This is a genomic window from Bacillus sp. FJAT-27986 (genome assembly GCF_001685035.1).
In the GTDB taxonomy this organism is placed as follows: Bacteria; Bacillota; Bacilli; order Bacillales; family Pradoshiaceae; genus Pradoshia.
On record NZ_MAYV01000015.1, the window covers coordinates 399,255 to 421,629 of the forward strand.

General features: G+C 37.3%; 26 protein-coding genes, 1 tRNA gene, 1 pseudogene and 1 riboswitch. Of the genes and pseudogenes, 20 read left to right on the top strand and 8 right to left on the bottom strand.

What is annotated here, in order from left to right; all coding sequences use genetic code 11:
• Nucleotides 1-320 precede the first annotated feature (320 nt).
• Together A8L44_RS12830 and A8L44_RS12835 are read left to right on the top strand one after the other, a co-directional pair.
• Complete coding sequence (locus tag A8L44_RS12830) at nucleotides 321-1,358, top strand: siderophore ABC transporter substrate-binding protein (protein ID WP_066106744.1); 1,038 nt, start codon at nucleotides 321-323, stop codon at nucleotides 1,356-1,358.
• 61 nt (nucleotides 1,359-1,419) lie between these two features.
• A complete protein-coding gene (locus tag A8L44_RS12835) occupies nucleotides 1,420-1,752 on the top strand; it encodes an antibiotic biosynthesis monooxygenase family protein (RefSeq protein WP_066106747.1) in 333 nt (110 codons plus the stop codon).
• A 131-nt stretch (nucleotides 1,753-1,883) separates the two neighbouring features.
• Here A8L44_RS12835 and A8L44_RS12840 read toward each other — a convergent pair whose 3' ends face one another.
• Nucleotides 1,884-2,573 (bottom strand): polysaccharide deacetylase family protein, encoded by a 690-nt coding sequence (locus tag A8L44_RS12840; protein ID WP_066106751.1) that lies wholly within the window; start codon nucleotides 2,571-2,573, stop codon nucleotides 1,884-1,886.
• 150 nt (nucleotides 2,574-2,723) lie between these two features.
• Here A8L44_RS12840 and A8L44_RS12845 point away from each other — a divergent pair, with 150 nt between their 5' ends.
• The 9 genes and pseudogenes from A8L44_RS12845 (at nucleotide 2,724) to A8L44_RS12885 (ending at nucleotide 11,310) form a co-directional block, all read left to right on the top strand.
• Nucleotides 2,724-3,026 carry a DUF6509 family protein gene (locus A8L44_RS12845; protein WP_066106755.1) on the top strand — a complete coding sequence of 101 codons (303 nt, stop codon included), beginning with the start codon at nucleotides 2,724-2,726 and terminating at the stop codon, nucleotides 3,024-3,026.
• Between the two features lie 26 nt (nucleotides 3,027-3,052).
• A riboswitch (cobalamin riboswitch) is annotated at nucleotides 3,053-3,246 on the top strand.
• Nucleotides 3,247-3,356: 110 nt separating this feature from the next.
• Nucleotides 3,357-4,322 (top strand): ABC transporter substrate-binding protein, encoded by a 966-nt coding sequence (locus tag A8L44_RS12850; protein ID WP_066106758.1) that lies wholly within the window; start codon nucleotides 3,357-3,359, stop codon nucleotides 4,320-4,322.
• A 154-nt stretch (nucleotides 4,323-4,476) separates the two neighbouring features.
• Nucleotides 4,477-5,088, top strand: coding sequence for a TetR/AcrR family transcriptional regulator (locus A8L44_RS12855; RefSeq protein ID WP_077248123.1), 612 nt, complete (start codon nucleotides 4,477-4,479; stop codon nucleotides 5,086-5,088).
• A 29-nt stretch (nucleotides 5,089-5,117) separates the two neighbouring features.
• Nucleotides 5,118-6,290, top strand: a complete 1,173-nt coding sequence (locus A8L44_RS12860; RefSeq protein ID WP_066106764.1) for an acyl-CoA dehydrogenase family protein — start codon at nucleotides 5,118-5,120, stop codon at nucleotides 6,288-6,290.
• Nucleotides 6,250-7,467, top strand: a complete 1,218-nt coding sequence (locus tag A8L44_RS12865) for an acyl-CoA dehydrogenase family protein (RefSeq protein ID WP_066106767.1) — start codon at nucleotides 6,250-6,252, stop codon at nucleotides 7,465-7,467. Before A8L44_RS12860 ends, A8L44_RS12865 begins: the two co-directional genes overlap by 41 nt.
• A gap of 113 nt (nucleotides 7,468-7,580) precedes the next feature.
• On the top strand, nucleotides 7,581-7,946 hold the full coding sequence (locus A8L44_RS12870; RefSeq protein ID WP_066106771.1) for an SCP2 sterol-binding domain-containing protein: 366 nt from the start codon (nucleotides 7,581-7,583) through the stop codon (nucleotides 7,944-7,946).
• Nucleotides 7,947-8,291: 345 nt separating this feature from the next.
• Entirely contained in the window at nucleotides 8,292-10,169 is a 1,878-nt protein-coding gene (locus A8L44_RS12875; RefSeq protein ID WP_066106774.1) for an AMP-dependent synthetase/ligase, read from the top strand.
• A 35-nt stretch (nucleotides 10,170-10,204) separates the two neighbouring features.
• Nucleotides 10,205-10,558, top strand: a pseudogene (locus tag A8L44_RS12880) (hypothetical protein); the annotation flags it as partial.
• Nucleotides 10,531-11,310 carry an enoyl-CoA hydratase/isomerase family protein gene (locus tag A8L44_RS12885; RefSeq protein WP_066106778.1) on the top strand — a complete coding sequence of 260 codons (780 nt, stop codon included), beginning with the start codon at nucleotides 10,531-10,533 and terminating at the stop codon, nucleotides 11,308-11,310. The pseudogene A8L44_RS12880 and the gene A8L44_RS12885, both read left to right, overlap by 28 nt.
• Nucleotides 11,311-11,417: 107 nt before the next feature.
• Here A8L44_RS12885 and A8L44_RS12890 read toward each other — a convergent pair whose 3' ends face one another.
• Nucleotides 11,418-11,891, bottom strand: coding sequence for a hypothetical protein (locus tag A8L44_RS12890; RefSeq protein ID WP_066106781.1), 474 nt, complete (start codon nucleotides 11,889-11,891; stop codon nucleotides 11,418-11,420).
• Between the two features lie 114 nt (nucleotides 11,892-12,005).
• On the opposite strand from A8L44_RS12890, the gene A8L44_RS12895 reads away from it, so the two are divergent.
• Entirely contained in the window at nucleotides 12,006-12,203 is a 198-nt protein-coding gene (locus A8L44_RS12895; protein ID WP_066106784.1) for a YwbE family protein, read from the top strand.
• Nucleotides 12,204-12,283: 80 nt separating this feature from the next.
• Here A8L44_RS12895 and A8L44_RS12900 read toward each other — a convergent pair whose 3' ends face one another.
• Both A8L44_RS12900 and A8L44_RS12905 read right to left on the bottom strand, forming a co-directional pair.
• A complete protein-coding gene (locus A8L44_RS12900) occupies nucleotides 12,284-13,021 on the bottom strand; it encodes a YqcI/YcgG family protein (protein WP_066106787.1) in 738 nt (245 codons plus the stop codon).
• Nucleotides 13,022-13,206: 185 nt separating this feature from the next.
• The gene (locus A8L44_RS12905) at nucleotides 13,207-13,704 is read right to left on the bottom strand and encodes a cupin domain-containing protein (protein ID WP_066106790.1); all 498 of its coding nucleotides are present in this window, start codon (nucleotides 13,702-13,704) and stop codon (nucleotides 13,207-13,209) included.
• 441 nt (nucleotides 13,705-14,145) lie between these two features.
• Here A8L44_RS12905 and A8L44_RS12910 point away from each other — a divergent pair, with 441 nt between their 5' ends.
• Complete coding sequence (locus A8L44_RS12910) at nucleotides 14,146-14,676, top strand: HD domain-containing protein (protein WP_066106793.1); 531 nt, start codon at nucleotides 14,146-14,148, stop codon at nucleotides 14,674-14,676.
• Between the two features lie 183 nt (nucleotides 14,677-14,859).
• On the top strand, nucleotides 14,860-15,666 hold the full coding sequence (locus tag A8L44_RS12915) for a formate/nitrite transporter family protein (RefSeq protein WP_066106796.1): 807 nt from the start codon (nucleotides 14,860-14,862) through the stop codon (nucleotides 15,664-15,666).
• Between the two features lie 305 nt (nucleotides 15,667-15,971).
• On the opposite strand, the gene A8L44_RS12920 is transcribed toward A8L44_RS12915, so the two are convergent.
• Nucleotides 15,972-16,178: a hypothetical protein gene (locus A8L44_RS12920; protein ID WP_066106799.1), complete on the bottom strand. Its 207-nt coding sequence runs from the start codon at nucleotides 16,176-16,178 to the stop codon at nucleotides 15,972-15,974.
• Between the two features lie 138 nt (nucleotides 16,179-16,316).
• On the opposite strand from A8L44_RS12920, the gene A8L44_RS12925 reads away from it, so the two are divergent.
• Nucleotides 16,317-16,826, top strand: coding sequence for a GNAT family N-acetyltransferase (locus A8L44_RS12925; RefSeq protein WP_066106802.1), 510 nt, complete (start codon nucleotides 16,317-16,319; stop codon nucleotides 16,824-16,826).
• Nucleotides 16,827-17,197: 371 nt separating this feature from the next.
• Here the strand turns inward: A8L44_RS12925 and A8L44_RS12930 are convergent, their stop codons facing one another.
• Nucleotides 17,198-17,686: a hypothetical protein gene (locus A8L44_RS12930; RefSeq protein ID WP_254654717.1), complete on the bottom strand. Its 489-nt coding sequence runs from the start codon at nucleotides 17,684-17,686 to the stop codon at nucleotides 17,198-17,200.
• Nucleotides 17,687-17,902: 216 nt separating this feature from the next.
• Between A8L44_RS12930 and A8L44_RS12935 the strand changes: the two genes are divergently transcribed.
• From A8L44_RS12935 to A8L44_RS12950, 4 genes are all read left to right on the top strand, one after another.
• Nucleotides 17,903-18,082 carry a hypothetical protein gene (locus tag A8L44_RS12935; protein ID WP_066106805.1) on the top strand — a complete coding sequence of 60 codons (180 nt, stop codon included), beginning with the start codon at nucleotides 17,903-17,905 and terminating at the stop codon, nucleotides 18,080-18,082.
• Nucleotides 18,083-18,286: 204 nt separating this feature from the next.
• On the top strand, nucleotides 18,287-18,784 hold the full coding sequence (locus tag A8L44_RS12940) for a kinase (RefSeq protein ID WP_441294135.1): 498 nt from the start codon (nucleotides 18,287-18,289) through the stop codon (nucleotides 18,782-18,784).
• 170 nt (nucleotides 18,785-18,954) lie between these two features.
• Nucleotides 18,955-19,260 carry a hypothetical protein gene (locus A8L44_RS12945; RefSeq protein ID WP_066106813.1) on the top strand — a complete coding sequence of 102 codons (306 nt, stop codon included), beginning with the start codon at nucleotides 18,955-18,957 and terminating at the stop codon, nucleotides 19,258-19,260.
• Between the two features lies 1 nt (nucleotide 19,261).
• A complete protein-coding gene (locus A8L44_RS12950; RefSeq protein WP_066106817.1) occupies nucleotides 19,262-19,465 on the top strand; it encodes a helix-turn-helix transcriptional regulator in 204 nt (67 codons plus the stop codon).
• 408 nt (nucleotides 19,466-19,873) lie between these two features.
• Here the strand turns inward: A8L44_RS12950 and A8L44_RS12955 are convergent.
• Both A8L44_RS12955 and A8L44_RS12960 read right to left on the bottom strand, forming a co-directional pair.
• Nucleotides 19,874-19,945 (bottom strand) — tRNA-Ala (locus A8L44_RS12955).
• Between the two features lie 165 nt (nucleotides 19,946-20,110).
• Nucleotides 20,111-20,806, bottom strand: coding sequence for an MgtC/SapB family protein (locus A8L44_RS12960; RefSeq protein WP_066106820.1), 696 nt, complete (start codon nucleotides 20,804-20,806; stop codon nucleotides 20,111-20,113).
• Nucleotides 20,807-20,926: 120 nt separating this feature from the next.
• On the opposite strand from A8L44_RS12960, the gene A8L44_RS12965 reads away from it, so the two are divergent.
• Nucleotides 20,927-21,832 (top strand): DMT family transporter, encoded by a 906-nt coding sequence (locus A8L44_RS12965; protein WP_066106823.1) that lies wholly within the window; start codon nucleotides 20,927-20,929, stop codon nucleotides 21,830-21,832.
• The last annotated feature ends 543 nt before the right edge of the window (nucleotides 21,833-22,375 follow it).

The following is a 22,375-nucleotide window of genomic DNA, read 5'->3' on the forward strand; positions in this document are numbered from 1 at the left end:
TGTTCAAGTTAAGGGTCGTATACTTAAGTTTTCGCGAAGACTCCAAAATAGCTGTTATTTTGGAGTCTTTTTTTATAGTATTTCTTTTGCTGAGCACATTTCTAACTGATATTTAACTTTTCAAGGAGAGAATATCTCGAGAATGATACGAAATCATCCATGTCTAATTCTCGTTAGGTCAGATAGGAAAAATAAAATTATTTATCAAACACTTCAAAAGAGTTGACATATTTTGTGATTCTCATTTAGAATGATAATGTCGATTGAAAATGATAATCGTTTTCAATTACCAACAGCGTATTTTAGGAGGAGAACAAAGGATGAAGAAATGGAAAACTTTAACTGCTTTGGCAGCGTTAACATTAATGTTGACAGCTTGTAACTCAGGTGACGAGTCAACAACAGGGGAGTCTTCTGAGACAAAACCAACAGAAGAAAAAGAAACTGTCGAAAGTTCTAAATTTCCAATGACAGTATCTTCCTTAACAGAATCACGTGAAGATGAAGAAAAGGGTACGACAACTACATTTGAAGAAGTAAAATTAGATAAAATGCCAGAACGCATTATTGCTCTGGATTATGGCTTTTTAGATACACTTGATGCATTAGGTGTTGAAGGAATCGTAGGCGTAGCTGCTGGTGGCGGTAAAGGAAATATGCCAGCGCATTTAAAAGAAAAATATGTTGCTGAGGGTGTTGCCGATGTTGGTACACTAAAGCAAATCGATTTTGAAGCAGTAGCAGCTGCTGAGCCGGATGTTATTTTCATCTCTGGTCGTCAAACACCATTTTATGAACAATTAAAAGAAATCACACCTAACGTTATTTTCATTGGTTCTGACAATGATAATTACATAGAGGCTGTATATGAAACAGTTGATTTAGCAGCTCAAATCTTTGATAAAGAAGAAAAAGGCAAAGAATTGAAAGCTTCATTACAAGAAAAAGTTGATGCAGTAAAAGAAAAAGCTGCTGGTTATGAAAATGCATTGGTAGCGATGTACAATGACAAGAAAATCTCCGGTTTCGACAATGGTGAAGATTCACGTTTCGCATATGTATATAATGACTTTGGCTTCAAGCCAGCAACAACTGATATCGAAGCATCTTCCCACGGTTCTGATTTCTCTTATGAGTCAATCCTTTCTGTTGATCCAGAAGTATTGTTAATTATCGACCGTACTGCTTCTGATGTAGAAACAATTAAAAAAGATATTGAAAATGATATTATCAAAAAAACCAGTGCTTACAAAGAAGGCAAAATTGTCTACTTAGACGGTGTTAACTGGTACTTCTCAAGTAACGGTGTAACGACTGAAGCAGAAAAATTAGATGAAATCTTAAATGAATTAAAATAATCTTCATAACAAGGAGCATGTCTCAAGTGGGGCATGCTCCTTTAATAAGGGGCGATTATGTATGTTTGTTCAAATCCGTAAGTGGATAGTGACAGAGGGAAATTCAGACAAGATATTGGAACGCTTCAAAAAGAAGCCAGATCAAGGTCCGTCGTTAATTGAGCAGCGTGAAGGCTTTATAAGTCGGGAGTTATTAGTGAAAAAAACAACGCGTGGGGAAGAAGAAGTTGTCATGATTATCCGCTGGGAATCAGAGGAAGCATGGAAAGCATGGGAAAAGAGCCCTGAGCATATCGCTGGCCATAAAGCGAAAATCAAGGAGCACGGAGGTAAGCCCCCAAAGCCAGAATACGTAATCAATATGGAACATGGCAATTACCTTGTAGTCGAATAATAAAAAACAAAACGCCCCTACCTGAAAGGGCGTTTGTTTTATAATGTAAACCTTATTTCAGGTTAGAAAAGAAGCGTTACAGAATAATGGACAGCATTTGCGATTTGAACTGATAGGAGTATTTATCATTTTTAAAATTCAAAAGTTGGTGTGGACTCATCCATTATTTTAAAGGTGTATCCCTTATGTTTCAGACGGCGAATGATTTCCGGAAGCCCATCCACGATTGTTGTATTGCCGTTAAAATCATGCAGGAGGATATAGAGATTTTCTTTTTCACCTACCCCTTGCATAATTAATTTAAGTAATTTTTTTTCTGGAATTGGAGGATTTAATCCATCGTTAGCATCGCAGTTCCAATCATAATATTTATATCCTCTTTTTATTACCTCAGTCTTTAATTGATCCATTAAATCAGTCCCGGCATATTGTTTTGCGACATAGTTATTGGAGCCGCCGGGGAATCGTAGGATTTTCGGGCTTACGCCTACTTCCCTTTCCAAAAATTCTTCCAGTTGAGTAATGTCTTTAAAAAAAGTATCCTTGGATCGATAGATTTTGGAATAATTATGAGAATAGGAATGCAGTCCAAGAGCGTGTCCATTTTTTACGATATCTTTATATAAATACATATGTCCCGGGCTGGCTGTTCCCGTTACAAAAAAGGTTGCCTTAACATCCTGAACTTTGAGGATATCGAGGATTTCCTGTGTGATGTTTGAGGGACCATCATCAAAACTGAGGTAGGCTGTCTTTGCAAATGTTTCAGACGGAATAAGAAGCTGGATAATGAGCAATGTGAGAACAGATAGAGTACGCATAATAAACTCCTATGGATTAAGTGATTTTAATATAGTTTTTGATTCTTGTTAAAAAATATTCCTAAACGGAGTTGAATAATTGGGTAAAATGTTTAATAAAGAGATTGAACATGTATAATAGACATAAGCATTTTAGAAAGGTTGATAAAGATGATCGAGATACAAAGTTATACAGTTGAGAAACTGGAAGACCCGTTTGGTATCCTTTCTGGAGAAAGGTTCGAATATGTACTGGAGATTTCCGTTCCCGAGGAAGATGAACTATATACCGATAAGGGTCTTCTATTGCGTGTTATATATGTAAGGGATGAAAATCAGGACCAAATTTCAAAATATGAGTTTATAGAAAGTGAAACACAAAGTATTTTGGATTTTGAGCTTGAGGAAGATGAATTATCGATGGTTTTACAATTTTGCAGGGAACATACTGATGTTGAATATGAAGAAGAATGAAGATAGCTGATTATATAAAAAATATAAATATTGAATAGTGTAAGAGTGCCTTATTTATTAGGATAATAGGGAAACCGGTGCAAATCCGGTGCAGCCCCCGCTACTGTATACGCGGATGAAATGATTTGTAAACCACCGGCTCTTTGTTTAGAGCATGGGAAGGTAAATCAGAGTAAATTGATGCGTCAGCCAGGAGACCTGCTCTTTCTTTTGTATGTACTATTTTTCGGAGGGAAAAGTAGGCGTCCAATCCTGTTATTTTAATGTGGATTTTCGCCTTAGCTTTTTTCGAGCTAAGGCTTTTTTATTATGTTGGAAAGGGGAATAACTATGCTAAAAAAGCAAAACTATTTATTTTTATTTATGCTAATGCTTACGCTATCTATGTTAATGTTTGGGTGTTCGTCAACTGAAGATGACTCAAACCAGAAGAAAGAGGTTTCTGAATCAACGTCCACAGCCTTTCCTGTTGAGGTAAGGGATGGATCCGGAGAAAGCATCAAGATTGAGGAAAAGCCGGACACGATCGTATCCTTGCTGCCAAGCAATACTGAAACGGCCTATGCACTAGGTCTTGGAGAGAAAATCATTGGTGTATCAGATTATTGTAATTTTCCTACAGAAGCTGCTGACAAACCTAAGGTCGGCGGGTTAGAAATCAATATTGAAAAAGTGTTGGAATTAAATCCGGATCTTTTATTGCTTTCTGCCAGTCATTTTAATAATGCTAAGGATACCATTAAACAATTCCAGACAGCTGGTATTGATGTTATTATCGTACCTGACGCCAATTCGTTTGATGGTGCAAATGGAACAATTGAATTGATTGCTAAAGCAACCGGAACATCAGACAAAGCTGATGAAATTATTTCGGATATGAAAAAAGAAGTAGCAGAAATTAAAGAGAAAGCAAGTGCTATAAAAGATAAGAAGAAGGTTTGGATTGAAGTATCTTCCTCACCGGATTTATATACAGCGGCTAACGGAACCTATATAGACGAAATGCTTGATATCATTCAGGCAGAGAATATTGCCGCTGATCAAGAGGGTTGGGTAACAATGAATGAAGAACAAGTCATTGATCGCAATCCTGATGTTATTCTTACTACATATGGCTATTATATTGAAAATCCAGAAGAAAAGGTATATGGAAGAAAAGCTTGGTCCGAGGTACCTGCCGTTCAAAATAAGCAGGTTTATGATGTAGATAATGACACAGTGTCAAGACCGGGACCACGTTTAACAGAAGGCTTGCAATTGATAGCTGAAAAAATCTATCCTGAAATATTTAAATAAACATTTTCATTTAAGAGCCGTGCCCATTTTACTTTGGGAGGCTCTTTTTTTGTCGAAGAAAATAAATTAAATTTTCTAACAATTTTGTTGAAATTTCCCTTTTGAGTAGGTATGATGATACCAATACGTATTCGTACTCACACATGGGATTGGAATGATAAGAATGTTATATGTAAATGACCTGCCGACCGAAGCAAGAGATAAAATGCTATATGCAGCCCTCCAATTATTCACTACAAGAGGTTACAAGAATACATCAGTTCTGGACATAGTTGAGTATGCACATGTCTCGAAAACAACGTTCTACCAACAATTCGGCAATAAAGAGACTTTGATTGTTGCGCTTTGTGAAAGTTTGATTGGAGAAGTTGCAGAAGAGATTAAGCTTGCGGCTTTACGGGAACCACGAATTGGTTATAAAGCATATGCCGGAATTTTTCGCTATTTGGAAATTTGCTTTTCCAATAAGGCTGTTGCCAATTTTATTTTACTCGAATCAGTCGGAGTTTCATTCGAAGTAGAACTGGTCAGACGAGAAGCACTTAAAAGTTTCGCAGATCTCATCTTTGTTTTTGCCTATCGGGAGTTTCCGGAGAATGTGAATGAACAGGAAGTTAGGATCATCTCTCAGGCAATGGTTGGAGCAATCAATGAGGTCGTCATTCAAAAATTCCGGGAACCAAATCACCAAAAGACAGATGTAGAATATCTTGCTAGATTATTAAACCGATTGGTCATGCGCTCATTTAGCAGTCTCTCAAATTAATAAACTATTGATATGAAGGAGGGAGAAAGTTGGTTTCTTTTTTACCAAGTGAGGAAGAAAAGGCATTTGTTGATGTAGCAAAGGATTTTGCAATTCAAAAGATCCGTCCCTATGCCAGGCAAACGGAAAAAAATCAGGGTGTAAGTGAGGACGTGGTCAGAAAGTTGAGTGACCTTGGATTATTAAATTTGGAACTGCCTGAATCATACGGTGGCCTGGAATTGCCGCTCGTTTCCCAGGTACAGATTGTTGAGGCGCTTGCTTATGGTGACCTTGATACTATTCAGGGGCTTCCAGGAGCCGGGGAGGGAGCATCGTTTATTCGACTAAAAGAGGATCATAACGCATTTTCTTTTTATCAAACTCAGTGTGAAACGGGAATTTGCCCAACAGTCGCCTTTGTTTATCCCAATCAACATAAACTCCAAATTAAAAAAATAGACAATGGATACATCATTGATGGAGAAACGAGTCCGCTGAAAAATGCCAGAAAGGCTGAATATCTATTAATTGCAGGAACTGCTACTAATGGTGAAGCGGTGTTGTTCTGGATAGATCAAGACAATAATCATTCTTGGAGAGTGCTTGACGGTGATTATCGCTTGGGGCTATTGAGTGCCGGCTTTTCGAGAATTCAGCTTAAAGAAGTAAGCGTTTCCAAAAACAATATTTTGGCTAGTGGTGCCGAAGCTGAAACTTGGATGGATCAATCATTGAGCCGTGTACGTACGTTAGAGGCTGCAAAAGAAATTGGTGTTATGGCAGCTGCCCTTGATTACACAGTTGAATATACCTCCCAGAGAAAAGCGTTTGGGGTAGAAATCGCAAAATTCCAGGGTGTTTCTTTTAACCTTGCACAAATGGCTATCCAGACGGGTGCAGCAAGGCATCTTGTTTTATATACGGCAAAACAAATTGATGAAGGTGAAACTGATGCTGTTTTCCACAGTATCCAGGCACTTAAAAAAGCCCATCAATCGCTTCGATATGTAACAGATTCAGCTGTACAGCTCCTTGGTGGGCATGGATATGTTCAGGACCATCCTGTTGAGAAGTGGATGAGGGACGCTCAGGCACAAGTCGGTTGGTTTGAACAAGAGGGCGATTTAGAAATCAGGGCAGGAAACTGGATCATGTATGGTAAGGAGAGGGGGATGAGTAATGATCACATACGAGTTGACGCCACATCAAAGTCAAGTTAAGGAAGTGGTCCATTGGTTTGCTGAAAATGAAATGCGACCGGTATCCATGATTGCCGATCAATTAAAGAAAGTACCGGATGATTGGCTGGATAAAGTAAATCAACTCGGAATTTCTTTAAGCATGTCTTCTTTTGGAGAGTCCAATGATGATAAAAAGAAAAAAGATTTTAAAAAAGCGAAGGAGCGCCAAGGAAATCGATTGGGAGTCATTGCCTCTGAGGAATTAGGCTGGGGAGATTGCGCGATTGCCTTGACGCTACCCGGGCCAGGGCTTGGAGGTCCGCCTGTTCAGCATAGCGGCACACCGGAACAAAAGGAACGTTTTTTATCCATTTTCTCCAGAGATGAGAAACCGAAGTGGGGAGCATATGCTTTGACTGAACCAGAGGCAGGTTCTGATGTATCCGGTTTACAGACGACAGCTGTTAAAGTGGACGGCGGTTATGTGATAAACGGGCAGAAGATATTTATTACAAATGGCAAAAGAGCTTCCTGGGTTGTTGTATTTGCTACGGTAGACCGCAATTTAGGTAGGGCTGGTCACCGGGCATTTGTTATAGAAAAAGGTACACCCGGCTTCTCATGCTCGAGATTGGCGGAAAAAATGGGTCTTCGTGCTTCTGAAACAGCAGAACTTGTGTTTGAGGATTGCTTTGTTCCGGATGAAAACCTTTTAGGTGGAGAAGAGGCCTATGTCAATAAAGCGAATGGATCAGGTGGCTTCAGGGTTGCTATGAAAACATTCGATAACACAAGGCCCATAATCGCAGCTATGGCTACCGGAATTGCAAGAGCGTCCTATGAATATACATTGGATTTTGTAAAAAGAGAATATCCTCAGCACGGCAATCATTATCATCAAGCCCTGAGACTCTTCTCAGAGATGCAGCAAAAAATTCAGGGAGCTCGTCTGTTAACCTGGGAAGCTGCCTGGAAAGCAGATTTGGGAAAACCGAATGCAAAAGAAGCAGCCATGTGTAAGGCCTATGGTGGAAAGATTGCTTTGGAGGTTACTTCAGCCTGTCAGGAAATACTCGGTCCATATGGTCTTGAGGGACATCTAGTCGAGAAATTATATCGTGATGCAAAAATTTATGACATTTTTGAAGGGACTAATCAAATTCAGCAATTAATTATTGCGCGTCATCTGTATGAACCATATGGTATTCGTGTGTAATGATTTTATAAATACGTTCAGGAGGTGGTGAAACGACAGGACAAAAATGCTGCATCTAAATAAAACTGAAAAATAAAAAAATATCCTTTAATAATAAAGGGAGGAATTTTAAAATGGGAAAAGCAATTGAAGATTATACATTAAGAGAGTCTTTTGAAAAAATTGAGGAAGCACTTAAAAACGATCCTCAGCCAATTCAAGGAATTACGACACGCTATCAATTCACAATCACCGGTTCCGAAGAAGGAATCTATCAGCTTAATATACACGATGGTCAGGCAGAGGTAGTCGAAGGAGAAGAAACACCAGCGGATTGTACACTCACCATGTCTGTCGAAAACTTCCGCCAATTCCTTCTCGGCAAACTAAACGGAACCGTAGCCTTCATGTCAGGCAAACTAAAAATCAAAGGCGACATCGGAAAAGCAATCAAACTAGAAGGAATACTGAAACAATATAACGTAAAGGAATATTTATAAGAAAGGCTGAGGCGACTGTTCAGCTCCGACAAGCATAAGAGGAGTCACGTAGGGAGGTGTTCTCCCTCCAGCAGTGGCTACACTTATGACTCGAGGAGCTAGGAGCCGAAGCTAGATCTCAAGAAAAGCTGGAGTGGCTTGCTCAAAAGCGAGGAGCATAAGACAGAGGCTCGTAGGGGATGAACTTTCCCCGCAGAGGCTATGCTTATGTCCGAGCTTTTAGCCACGGAAGCTAGATCTCGCTAAAAACGGAGACCATGTAAGGTGGACCAAAGACTAAAAACGCCACATCGTGTGGCAACGTCTTCGTGACCCTACGACGTGTAGGCCTAAGGGAGGTGTTTTATGAAACCTGCAAATTTGGTAGAGATGGTTTGGAGAACAGCCGAAAAAAATTCACAAAAGAATGGTTTTTTGGTTAAAGTAGCAGGTGAATATAAGGGGATCACATACAGGGATTTTTGGATACAGGTTTCACAAACGGCTGCCGGACTGGCACATTATGGGGTTGGCTTTGGTGATCATGTAGCCATATTATCTGATAATAATCCTTACTGGGCTATAAGCGATATAGCGATTATGAGTTTGGGTGCAGTCAGTGTGCCAATCCATTCAACTTTACCATCTGATCAGATTTCTTACATTCTCAGTAATGCAGACTGTAAGTTTCTTTTTGTAGAAAATCAAAAGCAACTGCAAAAGATTCTTGCTAATTCTACTCTCGATAAACTGATTATCTTTTATCCCGGTGATTCCTTAGCAGAAAAGAAAGAAGATATGCTGACAATGGAACAATTAATGTCAGCAGGTGAAAAACATCCTTTATTTAACTGGGAAGATGAGTTCCAGGCAATAACAAGAGATGATTTAGCAACGATTATTCATACCTCGGGAACAACTGGTTATCCAAAAGGTGCAATGTTAACGCATGGAAATATTTTATCAAATGTTGAAGGCGTTCAATTTTGGGTGTTGGAAGCCCGGCCTGACGACATCATGTTATCCCACTTACCACTATCCCACATATTTGAACGTATGGCAGGTCAATTTTTTCCTTTGTCAGTTGGTGCAACAATTGCTTATGCAGAAAATATTGATACCGTACAACAAAACCTTCTAGAAGTACAACCTACCATCCTAGTCAGTGTCCCATTGTTATTTGAAAAAGTATATGCCCAGGCTCAAAAGATGGTCGAATCCGGTACCCCTATTCGCAGAAAAATTTTTGACTGGGCACTTAAAGTCGGAAATACAAGATATAAATATTATTTATCCAGTGCTACAGATGTAATGGTTCGTAAAAGTGAACTACCGAAAGAGTTTAGGAGAAAGTGGAAAATAGCTGATAAACTTGTCTACCAAAAAGTAAAAAAACAATTGGGTGGAAGAATCAGAGGCTTTATATCAGGCGGAGGAGCTTTAAATCCAGAAATCGGGAAGTTTTTCTGGAGTGTTGATCTTCCGGTCCTTGAAGGATATGGCCTGACAGAAACCTCCCCCGTTATCTGCGTAAATCCGTTTTCCAGAACCAAAGTTGGAACAGTAGGAAAACCATTGCCGAACCTGGACGTCCATATCTCAGATGATGGTGAGGTACTTGTTAAAGGCCCAAGTATCATGAAAGGTTACTATCATGATGAAGAGGCTACCAAGGAACACTTTGAAAATGGGTGGTTCAAGACTGGCGATATAGGCGAGTTTGATGAAGATGGCTTCTTAAGAATTGTGGATCGAAAGAAGCGGATTATAGTACTTACTTCGGGGATAAATGTGGCTCCACAGCCTGTGGAAAATGCACTTCACCAAAGTATTTATATAGAAAATGCCGTTTTGGTTGGACAAAATCAGAAGTATGTAATCGTCTTATTAACTCTAAATTATGAAAATCTTAAGAGCTGGTGCAAAAGGAAGGGCATTCGTGGTTCTGTCAATGAGTTGGTTACGAATAAAAAAGTACAGGAATTGATTACGAGAGAAGTAAAATCCAATACTCATAAATTCGCACGCTATGAACAGCCCAAAAAACTAATCATTGTAACGAAAGAATGGACTGTGGAGGGTGGGGAGATGACTCAGTCCTTAAAGGTACGTTTTAAAGAAATAGAAGAAAAGTATAAAGAAGTTATTGAACAAATGTATGAAGAAGAAGCATATGCAGAGATCGAGGTAGCTGCTAATGAAGTAGCAGTTGGCCTGTCATTGCCTAAATCGAAAGGAGATTAATAAGTATGTCATTTTCACTGGAAGGAAAAGTAGCTCTTGTTACCGGTGCTATTATCCCGGCAACACAAAAGGTATTGGATAAGGCAGGTCTTTCCATGGATGATATCGATATTTTTGAAGTGAATGAAGCCTTTGCTTCAGTTGTATTAGCATGGGCGAAAGAGCTGGAACCAGATATGGATAAAGTAAATCCGAATGGAGGAGCGATCGCATTGGGCCATCCTCTGGGCGCAAGTGGAGCTCGTATTATAGCCACTTTACTTAATGAATTGGAAAGAACAAACGGAAGATTTGGGCTTGCAACCATGTGTATCGGTTTTGGTCAGGCAATTGCTGTAATACTGGAAAGGGAGGTAGGGGAATGGGGCAAAATTGTTTGTTGGAGGTAACTGATAAGGTGGCAATCATTAAGATTAATCGACCTCCCCTAAATACATTGAGCAGAGATACATTATATGAGATTGGCACCTATTTGGATGATATCGAAAATAATCATATGATTAGAGCTATTATATTAGTCGGAGCGGGAGAAAAATCTTTTTCAGCTGGTGCAGATGTAAATGAATTTTCAGATTTAGCGGATCCGGAAAAAGCGAGGGAAACGATTCAAGGGATGCATGATCTATTTAACCGAATTGAGTCTTTCTCTAAACCTATCATTGCAAGCATAAACGGTCGTGCGCTGGGTGGTGGGAATGAATTGCAAATGGCTTGCCACTTGGTAATAGCTGCAGACACAGCAGAGTTTGCTCTTCCAGAAATAAAGCTCGGAATTATGCCTGGCTATGGGGGGACCCAACGGCTGCCAAGATTGATTGGCCGCAGGCGGGCTCTTGAATTAATCTTAAGCGGTGAAAAAATTTCGGCGATAAAAGCATTGGAGTATGGTTTAATCAACAAAGTTGTGCCTGCTAAAATGCTGAAGTATGAAACTTTAGCGATTGCAGCCAATTTAGCTGAAGGGCCGCCGCTTGCGCTTAAAGGGATCCTTGATTCTGTGGGGAGAGGTACAGAAGTTTCCTTAGAAGATGGAATCTCAATTGAACTAGAGAATATGCTGAAAATAGCCCGTTCGGAGGATGCGATGGAGGGAATCAGTGCCTTCTTTATGAAGCGAAAGGCAGAGTTTTCAGGTAAATAAATTAGATAGTGTCTGCATGGTCCGTTTATTTGTTGGATTAAATAGGAACAGCCCATTGGATTATGGATTACCAACGGGCTGTTAGGTTCGTTTACTTTACTTTTCGTTTACTTTACTTTATGGAATCCTTCTTCCATTAAATAAGATTTTGCTTCATTGTAGGATGGGAATGTGCCATCTAGGTTTAAGCCAGCATATACATTCCACATATCCTCTTCTGCTATAACGGTAAGAGTATGTCCTTCGTTATTCCTCCAGGTTTCTTCTTCACCTGCTATATCGCCAGCATAATCCTCATAAGGATCAGTAGATAGAAGCTCTATGGATTTAGCTATGATAGTTTCTAATTGCTCAGCGGAAAAATCCTTGATATTCACCAATCCCTTTTGACCCACACGGTACCCAGGAATGCCTTCTGCATAAACGAAACCATTACCGTTTGGATGCAGGTGATAAACAACATTCGATTTATCTAATTTGCTTTCAGGATATTGATAGTTGATACGCCCAAGTGAAACATTTTTACGTTCGAGTTCCTTAAAGGACTCTATAATTGCAATTTTTTCTTCAAAAGTTAACATATTGCCTCCAAAAAAGTGGATTTTACTATTTTTCCATTATACCATTAGTGGATAGATTACGTTATGTTCAATGAATGTATTTATGGATCGAGATAAATAAGGGAGGTTAGAAAAATGAACACTGGAAAGAATCGCAGTGATATACGAGCAGGACTAGAAGTCGATATCGTGTTAAAAAAAGACCAGCGCTCAGGTGCATTAACTCGCGGTATCGTTAAAGATATTTTAACCAATTCAGCAACACATCCGCATGGCATTAAGGTACGGTTAACGGATGGTCAGGTGGGAAGGGTTCAGCAGATTATTAAATAATGTATCGAATCTTGAAGGCGTACAAGCTCCCACTCTATAAAAAAGAAGCTGATTCAATGATCAGCTTCTTTTTTATATGATTATGAATCTTTATGGTGAAATGGACATTTCCCAGCGATTGGTTCTATATCATCACCGATAAAGTATTGCTTCCATTCATTATGGTTTTGATCCCCATAATGACTGATATCCGGATGCTTAGGGAGCTGATCCCATTTCTCTACTCGTTCACGAACTTTCTCTCTGGACATGATTCCGCCTTTTTCAGTCCCTTCAAGTCCTTCAAAAATCATTCGCGGTTGAAAGCCAAGAACTAAACTATTACCGAGGTCACGGGTTTTCCGTTGCTTGTAGGCAGGGCAATTGCCGAAGATAAAGAATGGTTCACCGGCAAAGTGAAAGTCCCAAAGGAAATGTTCAGGATCCTTCGGTTTATCCTCAGGCCAAAGCTTCGGATCATGCTCGTGTAAATACTGTAGGATTCTCCAAAAATAATCTCTATAGTAAGGGATATCGCGTTCCTCTTTTTCAGGTTCAACAAAAACAAATAAACCGTGTCTTATATGAGGTGGATTCTTAAATAGTTCAAGAAAGCTTTCTACTGCTTTTGGAAGAGAGGACCAATCATTATGAGTCATATACGCATAACGGAGTTCTCCTTTATTTTCTGCTTTCATACCAAAGTAACATGGAAATGTTGGGTTTGTAACAATGGTATGAAATGTTTGGTATTCTTCTGTTACCCATTGTGGTACGATTTGTGGATTGGTCATATCTTGTTTTTCTAATAAACTTAAATTTGTTTTTGTATCCGGCATATAATAATTCCCCTATATATTCATTTTAGTAAGTTCTTTATTCCCTATTAATAGTCTTTGAAACATTTTGAAAGACAGTAAAATATTGTTTTGCGGAACGCTAAAAAATCAGGAGATTAATCGCTGAACAATTTAAAGTCACACTACTTTATCAAACGGTATAACATGCATATCTTCTTTTGAAATTATACCTGCCACTCTTTTATCAGAGGACCATCCTTACCGTTAATAGGATCAGTCTTTGGGATGGGAACCTTGCTAATTTCCTCTAATACTTCAGGACGTTCATTTTCTTTCCCGTATTTAGTGTTATAGTCCATCCCATTTGGATAAGCTCCAACGACAGAAAAGTCAGAGCTGGCTCTAAGGCGTTTATGGCCGGTTCCGGCTGGAAGAATAATCACATCACCTGACTGAACATGAATCTTCCTTCCTGTTTCACCGCCAATCATAAGGGTGGCTTCACCTCTAATAACCCCTAGTACCTCATGAGAATTACTGTGATAATGATGATAGTCAAATACCCCATTTGTCCAACTATTTAGCCATTGATTTTCATTAAATAGGCTTTCCATAGTGGATTCAGGGCTGTCTACAGCTTGATCATATAGAATGACTGGTAAGTTTGGATTATTAGGTATCCTACCATCATCCTCGAAGAAAAAAGTTTGATACTGATTCATTTGTACTCCTCCTCCTGTATTCACAAAATTCCCTTTTTAGATGATGATAAACAAGTCATCCTGGATATTTTTGTATGGGAGTTTTTCGGAAATACTTATGTTTTTTCTAAACTAGTATCTGCCCAACTACGAATTTTGCCGTTTTTAAAGACAGGGCATGAACATACAATAATGAATAATAACTTGGTCCATGTTAATATCTTGACAAGCTGCCACGGTTTTCCAAGATTAGCGATAATACTAGCCATAAAGTGCAAAAGAATGAATGCGAATAAGGGTGTAAAGGAAGGCTAATTGTAAAATTTCGTTTAAAAGTACAGAAACAAGATAATTTTATAGAATAATAAATTCCTTTTAAACAGTGAAGTATCCATGCTATAATGCACAAAAATATATATTTATCTCTATAAATATACAAAAATAACCAGGGAGGGAGACCTTATGAGAGAAGTAACTTTACTTGATATATTTGAGCATCGCATTGCTCAAAAATATTTAAATCGTTCTGGCTTGGCACATGCAATTGCCGTTGCTTACCATGCCTTTCATTTAGCGAAAGAACAGAATATCGATGTCGATTCTGCAGCAAAAGCAGGTCTGCTCCATGACATTGGACATTTTACTTGGTACCGTAATGGTAAATGGGATTATGATTTATATAGAAAGAACGATATACATCCAATTAAGGGCGCTGAAAGAGCGCATAAATTATTAATAAGGCTTGGTGAAAATCCGGTTCAGGCGAAAACGATCTCCCTCGCAATTTTATTTCATACAGATTCCTTTTTACCTTCAAATGATATTGTTAGAACACCTCTTCAACAGATTGTTAAATGGGCAGATGAAAAAGATGAAGAGGAAGGCGGCCTTCACCATTATCGGAAGATTGAGTATGAAAGAGCGAAAGCCAGTATTATAAAACTCGATTCCATGATTGATGAAGAATTAAAAGAACATAAAAAAATGATATAAATTAAATCCCCATCTGTAAAAAACGGAGGGGATTTTTTAGTTAACATCATTAGAATTTGAATTATTCATAAAATGTTCTCTTTAAGCATTTCTAAAATACGAATATAATAAACTTGGATAGATTGATAATTATTTCCATATGATGATGTGGAAGACGTATTACATAGATTGGAGAGAACATACATGAGTTTCAAAACTCCACAGGAAATTGCCATAGCAGCAGTAGAAGCAGGTGTGAAGAAGACCAGTTTACCTTTAACAAATTTATTACTATTGGGATTTTTGGGCGGTGCTTATATATCTGTGGGTTATTTACTATATATCCGAGTAACCGCAAGCTTGCCTGAAGACTGGGGGACCTTTGGAACATTTATTGGTGCATCTGTTTTCCCACTTGGACTTATTTTAATTTTAATTGCAGGCGGAGAATTATTGACTGGTAATATGATGGCAGTGCCAATGGCCTGGCTTGCCAAACGGATTCCTTTCTCACGATTAGTTCACAATTGGTTTTGGATTACGATTAGCAACTTCGCAGGTGCTATTTTTGTAGCTTATTTCTTTGGCCACTTAGGAGAGTTTACAGCCAGCGGTGTCTTTCTCGAAAAAACGGTGGACGTGGCTGCTCATAAAATAGATGTTGATTTTTGGCCGGCTCTTATTTCAGGTGTTGGTTGTAACTGGCTTGTGGCATTAGGTGTTTGGCTTTCATACAGTGCAAACGATATCGCAGGAAAAATAGCAGGGATATGGTTTCCAATCATGGCATTTGTAGCAATTGGCTTTCAGCACGTAGTAGCGAATATGTTTGTGATTCCGGCAGCAATATTTGAAGGTTATTTTACCTGGATGGATTATTTTAATAACTTTGTACCTGTCTTTTTGGGGAATGCCATAGGCGGATCTATTCTTGTTGCTTTTGTTTACTGGAAATCCTATCAATCCTATATAAACCCTACCACCAAGAAAATAAAATCGGAAAGTATGTAACAATTGTGAGAGGCAGTCGGTCGTTTCACTATATGATACTCCTATAAAAACACTTAGATTTAATAAAATCCGTGTTTTTATTTCATCTGTTCCATTTTGGGCTAGATAATCATGCCGATCAACGCCATCCCCATATTTATAAAAGTGTAGTAGTATTACTGCATAACCATGTTACCTAAATGTGAAGAAAAAGGGCTAAACAACATAGCGCCTTTTTCAAGTTTGCAGTCAAGAATATTATTTTGTTATTTAAGACTATGATGAACGTGGGAATCAAGATAGCCTGTCTGATATTAAAAAACAGTTCAATCTTCTTCACTCTGTCGGGCAGCCCATAGAACAATGGCTAATATCATAAACAATATTTCCATTAAAGGATCGTTTGTTACGGCTTTTAATAGCACTAAAAGGATGACCCCGTTTACAGGATTTTCGTCTGTCAGCATAATCACAATAATATCCAGCAGCGGGAGGGCGAAATCCAATATATTTAAGTCATTTTCAGATTCCATTCTTACAGTCCCTTCCGTTTTTTTATCATCGTATTCGAAATAAATGAAGAAGTGCGTTTTTGCTGAGACAAAGGGCGTAGGAAAAGAGCGTGGCAGGATACATATCTAAATAATTAGAAGCAAGTGGAGAGTGATAATATGAGTATTGAATTGCTCAAGGCAGATGAAAAGGATGCAGGAGCTTTATTTGCCATCCAACGCAAATCGTTCATGCCTTTATTAGAAAAATATAAGGATTACGATACGAATCCTGCAAATGAAAAAGTAGATCGGCTGATCCTACGATTAAACAATCCTAATGGTGTATTTTATAAAATTATGTTCAATAAACAGCTAGTTGGAGCCATTAATATTCTGTGGAGAGAGGGGACCGAAGAATATAAAATCAGTCCCATGTTCATTTTACCTGAATATCAGGGGATGGGAATTGCACAGGAAACAATAAAAATCATTGAAGATTATTATTGCAAAGCAAAAAGCTGGGAACTGGCCACGATAAAAGAAGAAGAACGGAATTGTCATCTATATGAAAAAATGGGTTATATAAATACCGGTGAACTCCGAAAATTAAATGAGAATACAACACTGATTTTCTATAAAAAGCTTATGGAAGAGCAAGCAGTAGGTCATAAAAGTGAAGAAAGATAATTAATCAATTGTATTCAAATCTGGGGAAAGGCTATTTATACCTTCTTTAAAAATAAGTTATTATCTCCCCTTAACTGAAGATTCTCGGTGTTTTATCGAGATGAAATTTTTTTAAAATAAATTGCTCCGAAGAGGAAATAGTATAAGAGAGGGAACGAATTGAATTGTTTTACGAAAAGCAGAATTTGTATAGTGGAAATACTATTCATTCATGAAAAGAGCTGCCTTCATCGGGAAGACAGCTTAAAATTGGCTTACTTATTCTCTTCTGTTTTATTCTCATCTGTTTGGATATCATCCGGATAAACGATGGTATCAAATGTTTTGGAGGTTTCTTCGTTCTTTAGCTGGAAGGTAACCTTATAATCATCTTAATTTACACCATTAAATAATTGATAGTACAGTGATTGATAAGCTAAATTGAAGAAGGCAAATCCGTCCATACTGCTGTTTTCATAAAGCTCCTGATCCATTTTAATCGTATACTCTGTAAATGATTTATTGTGTTCTATCTTTTTAATTGAAGGAAAGTCTTCATCGGCTTCTATTTCTTTAATGGAAGTGTCTATTGTATCTCCCATCTCTTTCAGCATTTCCTTATGCTTAGATTTGGACATTTTATATGTAACCGATCCATCATCATTTACAATTACTTCTTTTACCCCGTCCTCTTTAGCCTCTTTCTTTAGTTTCACCATATCTGTGTCTTCAAAAAATGATGCAGGTAATGTCACTTCAACATTTACCATTCCCTTATTGACATCCACATTATCGGAATTTTTATTTTCCTCATCCTTTGATGAGCAAGCAACCAGCATAATACTCAATACTAATAGAAAGAGCAGTTTACCACTTTTCATTATGAACCCCCTGAGATGTAATTAATCCTTTATTAACGTAACAAATTTAATAGGTAGTATCTAAATATTCACCGAAAAATATATACTGAAGATTTTGGTAAATTAACTAATGTAATACTTATTTTATGGATAGTAAATAGATTTGATACACAAAAGCATTATAGATAATATAAGAAAAACTTCTATGTTAGAATAATCACAAAGGAGGCAGATGCTATGAATACAGTTCCCTTAATAATTGCTGTTATTGCAGGTATTCTTTATGGTTCCGTACGTTCCGTGAAAAATCAAAATAGTAAAGATGAATCTGCAAAGAAGGAAGCAGGCCTTTACTTACAAAGTATTGTGGTTTGTATCGCTGTTTATTTAATAGTGAGCTTCGTTCAGAGTATCTAAAGACTATACATATTCACTTAAGTAAGGATTTTGATCTAAATTTAAAAGACCGTTTAAGCAGTAGAGACATAAAGTCGCTTTCCTAATTTATAGGAGGCGACTTTTTTACTTAGATGATAAAAAGGAAAATGATTAATCATACCGAATTATTATTTTCATAAGAGGCTTATAGAGAAATAAAAAACATAATAGGGAATGGGATCGATGGAATCAAACTTAATTATTCTAAGAGGAAACTCCGGAAGTGGAAAAACAACCATTGCTAAAAGCATTCAAGATCAGTTAGGAAAAGGTACCCTGTTAGTTTCTCAAGATAATGTTCGGCGTGAGATGTTGAAGGTTCAGGATAGAGAAGGAAATCTTTCGATTGATTTGATTCGTCAAATTGCTGAGTATGGGAAAGGGAGATGTGAACACACCATTGTAGAAGGAATTCTGAATAAAAGTCGCTATGGTCAAATGCTAAATGACTTAATCCAGTTCTATGGCGGAAAGGCATATATCTTTTATTTTGACTTGTCATTCGAAGAAACGGTAAAACGTCATCTCTCACGTGATAAAAAGGAAGAGTTCGGTGTAGATGCTTTACGAAAATGGTGGACCCCAAATGATTATTTGGAAGTGGAAAATGAAGTGAAAGTAACAGGTCATTTAACACATACCGAGATAGTGGATTTGATTTTAATACAACTGCAAGAGTGATGATGATAGCAGGGAGTTAACCTATAGAAGTGAGATACATTAGATTACTGCCTTTGAATAATTTATATTATTTAGAAGTCCGATATGTAAAAACTTTTTGACATTTATGATGAGTATGGATACAATAAAAATGTCAAAAGGTTTTTACATTTTCAAAGGAGCTGTCATTAATGGATTGGTTAGCTATCTTACTGTTGTTTGTGATTTTAGCAATTTGTGTTTTACTCATCATCGTTACTCTTGTGTCATTACCTCAACTGGGTGATGAAAGAAAAGATTTTATTAAGATGAAAGCTCAGTCGTTTGCATTTGCAGGTGTTATTGGATATTTATTGATTAATCTTGTTGAATCTATTTATGTAACTTTCTGGACAGACAACACTTACGAAGGCATAAATCCATTTACTGCTCTTATAGGTATTTCTTTAGTGTATTTAATCTCACTACTATTTTGCAAAAAGAAATATGGTGGTTAAGTTGAAAAATCATATTAGAGAATTAAGAAAATCAGCAAAGCTATCTCAAGAAGAACTTGCTAAACTTTGCAATGTATCACGACAAACGATAAATGCGATTGAAAACGATAAATATGACCCTACATTACAATTGGCTTTTAGTATAGCTGCAGTATTAGATACAACAGTAGATGAATTATTTATAAATGAGGATATGGATATGTAATTTTAGACCTTAACTTAAATTAAGGTCTTTTTTTAAGTGCTTAGAAAGTCTTAGGAGTTAAAACCTGTATTCTGAATTTGACTCTCAGAAACCTTCTTTCAAGCAGAAGAAAAAGGAGCAACGACTGTAGCTCCTTAACAAATCATTATTAATTGTTTTTTATGCTATTTGGGGGGAATGGAAATGTACTCGCTGATCATTATGGCTGTAATAGAAAATAACTTAATAAATTCTAACTATACAGTAGTACATCTTCACTCATAATTGTTATGGAGGTCCGCTTTGAAGTTCTAAGGTCAAACGCCTAGTTAACAAATTGTGCACTAGTTGTGCAACTCAACCGATTCTTTGCATAGATGTCTCCTGTAAAAAAAGAAAAAACCCTTGATATACAAGGGTTTTCCGGTATGGAGCTAAGGGGATTCGAACCCCTGACCTCTTCGCTGCCAGCGAAGCATTCTCCCGCTGAACTATAGCCCCATAATAAGTAATAAAATTATGTACAACCTTATTTTAACTAATTTAATACGAATGTCAATCTTGTATGAAGTATTTTTGCTGAATCTTCTAACTTAACCAAGCTATAATGCAGGGTAAAAAAGAGTAGGAAAGAAACTGCCTATGCTTCTTTCCTGCTCCTATTGATTATGCATTTTCAATTTCAATGCTCATGACTCCATCGATAGAGGAAACGGAATAATAAACATCTGTAATTAGCCTTTTGCTGTCTATGGTGGTTCTTAAACGAATTTGATGACTGTTAGTCAGATCTTTTATGCGAACAGACTTAATTGAAATCTCTTTTTGTTCAATTAAATTTATAATTGGCGCTATACTGTCTTTTTCTGCAATAATTAACTGGAGGTTTAACTCTTTTTCTCTAAACTTTTTTGGCCCAATATAATTAAATAACATGGGCAGCAATTCAACGCTGATGATTAACAAAACTACACCTGCTATTGCTTCCATATAAAAACCTGCACCTACTGTAATCCCTATTCCGCCTGCTCCCCAAATTAATGCTGCAGTAGTTAAACCAGATATACTGTCATTGCCTCTCCTTAATATAACGCCAGCTCCAATAAAACCAATTCCGGATACTATCTGGGCTGCAAGACGGAGCGGATCCATTGTTACTGTGACTCCATATGCTGATCCTTTTGCATTATATGCAGATTCAATAGAGACAATAGTTAATAAACAACTAACGATTGAGATTACTAGAGATGTTTTCAGACCAACAGGTTTTCTTTTGATTTCCCGTTCCAGTCCTATGATAAGCCCTAATACTGCTGATATGCATAATTTAATAATCATCTGTATATCAATTGAGAAATCCATATTGCCAACCTGCCTTTATAAGTTCTTCTATATAGAATAGAATATGAGACGGATCTGTTCCAGAATTATGAATTATGAATATTTATTTGTTTAAATTACAGTTAAAGGGTGGAATAATATATGACTCAGTCACTTTTTAAACCTTATCTTGCCATTGTTGTAGGAGTGATTGCTGTATCCTTCTCAGCGATACTTGTTCGCTATTCGGAAGCCGAGTCTGGTGTCATTGCTTTTTACCGCATGTTATTTTCCTGTTTAATTCTAATTCCGTACTTTTGTAGGGAGGCTGTTAAAGAGATAGGAAGGATTAATAAAAAAGATTGGGTATTATGTGCAGCGGCCGGAGCGTTTCTTGCTTTTCATTTTATTTTTTGGTTTGAGTCTCTTCGGTATACTTCAGTGGCTAATTCAACTGTCCTAGTCACAATGCAGCCTATATTTGCTTTTTTAGGTACCTATTTTTTATTTAAGGAACGAGTATCTATCGGTGGAGTCGTAAGTATTATTGTGGCGATTTCAGGCAGTATATTGATTAGTGCCAGCGATTTTTCGCATAATAAGGGAGCTTTGTTCGGAGATGTACTTGCCATAGTAGCTTGTGCTCTTGCAACAGCTTATTTCTTGATTGGACAAATGGTACGTAAAAGAATGGGGTTAACTGCTTACACTTTTATTGTATACGGTATTAGCGCAATTATATTATTGATCTATGTATTGGGGAGCGGCCAGGAGTTATTCGATTATCCTAAAAAAGAGTGGTACCTATTTATCTTGCTTGCAATCATTCCTACATTGTTGGGGCATTCACTTTTTAATTGGGCAATTGAATGGGTTAGTGCAACAAAAATATCGATGGCTATATTATTTGAACCAATAGGTGCGGCAGTATTGGCGTACTTTTTATTTAATGAAAGCCTATCTGCTATACAATTGTTTGGTGCAACATTAGTATTGGTGGGGTTATCTTTATTTATATTAATGAATAGAAGAAGAGACGCAATAGAGAATAGCGAAGTTAACTATTAATTGCATTGCAGGGCATCCAAGAAGGATGTCTCTGTTTTTTTTAAATATAATTGGTGTTGAACTTTTTCCGATTTTTAGTGTATTGTTGAAGGAATTCATTCTTATGAACATTAAAGGGCGTGCTTAGTGATCAGGATGGTTAGGCAAACAAACACTGCTAATCTTAATGAAGAGTTGTATGTCAATGTATTGGATATATGTGATTTTTATGATGTTATGTAGAAATAATATAAAAAAGCGAAAAAAAGTAAAAAAGTACTTGCATCCTAATAGTTGTCCATGATATATTAACTATCGTTCACTTCGTTGAACATTCGTTAAAAAAACTTTAAAAAAAAGTTGTTGACGAAAATAAGTTATTCTGATATATTATAAAAGTCGCTAACGCGAACGAGATAACAAGTTAAAATAAGTCAAAAAAACTTTTAAAAAAAGTTGTTGACAAAGAAAAGTTATCTTGATATAATATAAAAGTCGCTAACACGACATACAGATTGTTCTTTGAAAACTAAACAAAACGAAACGCCAAGCAAGTCTAAAAAT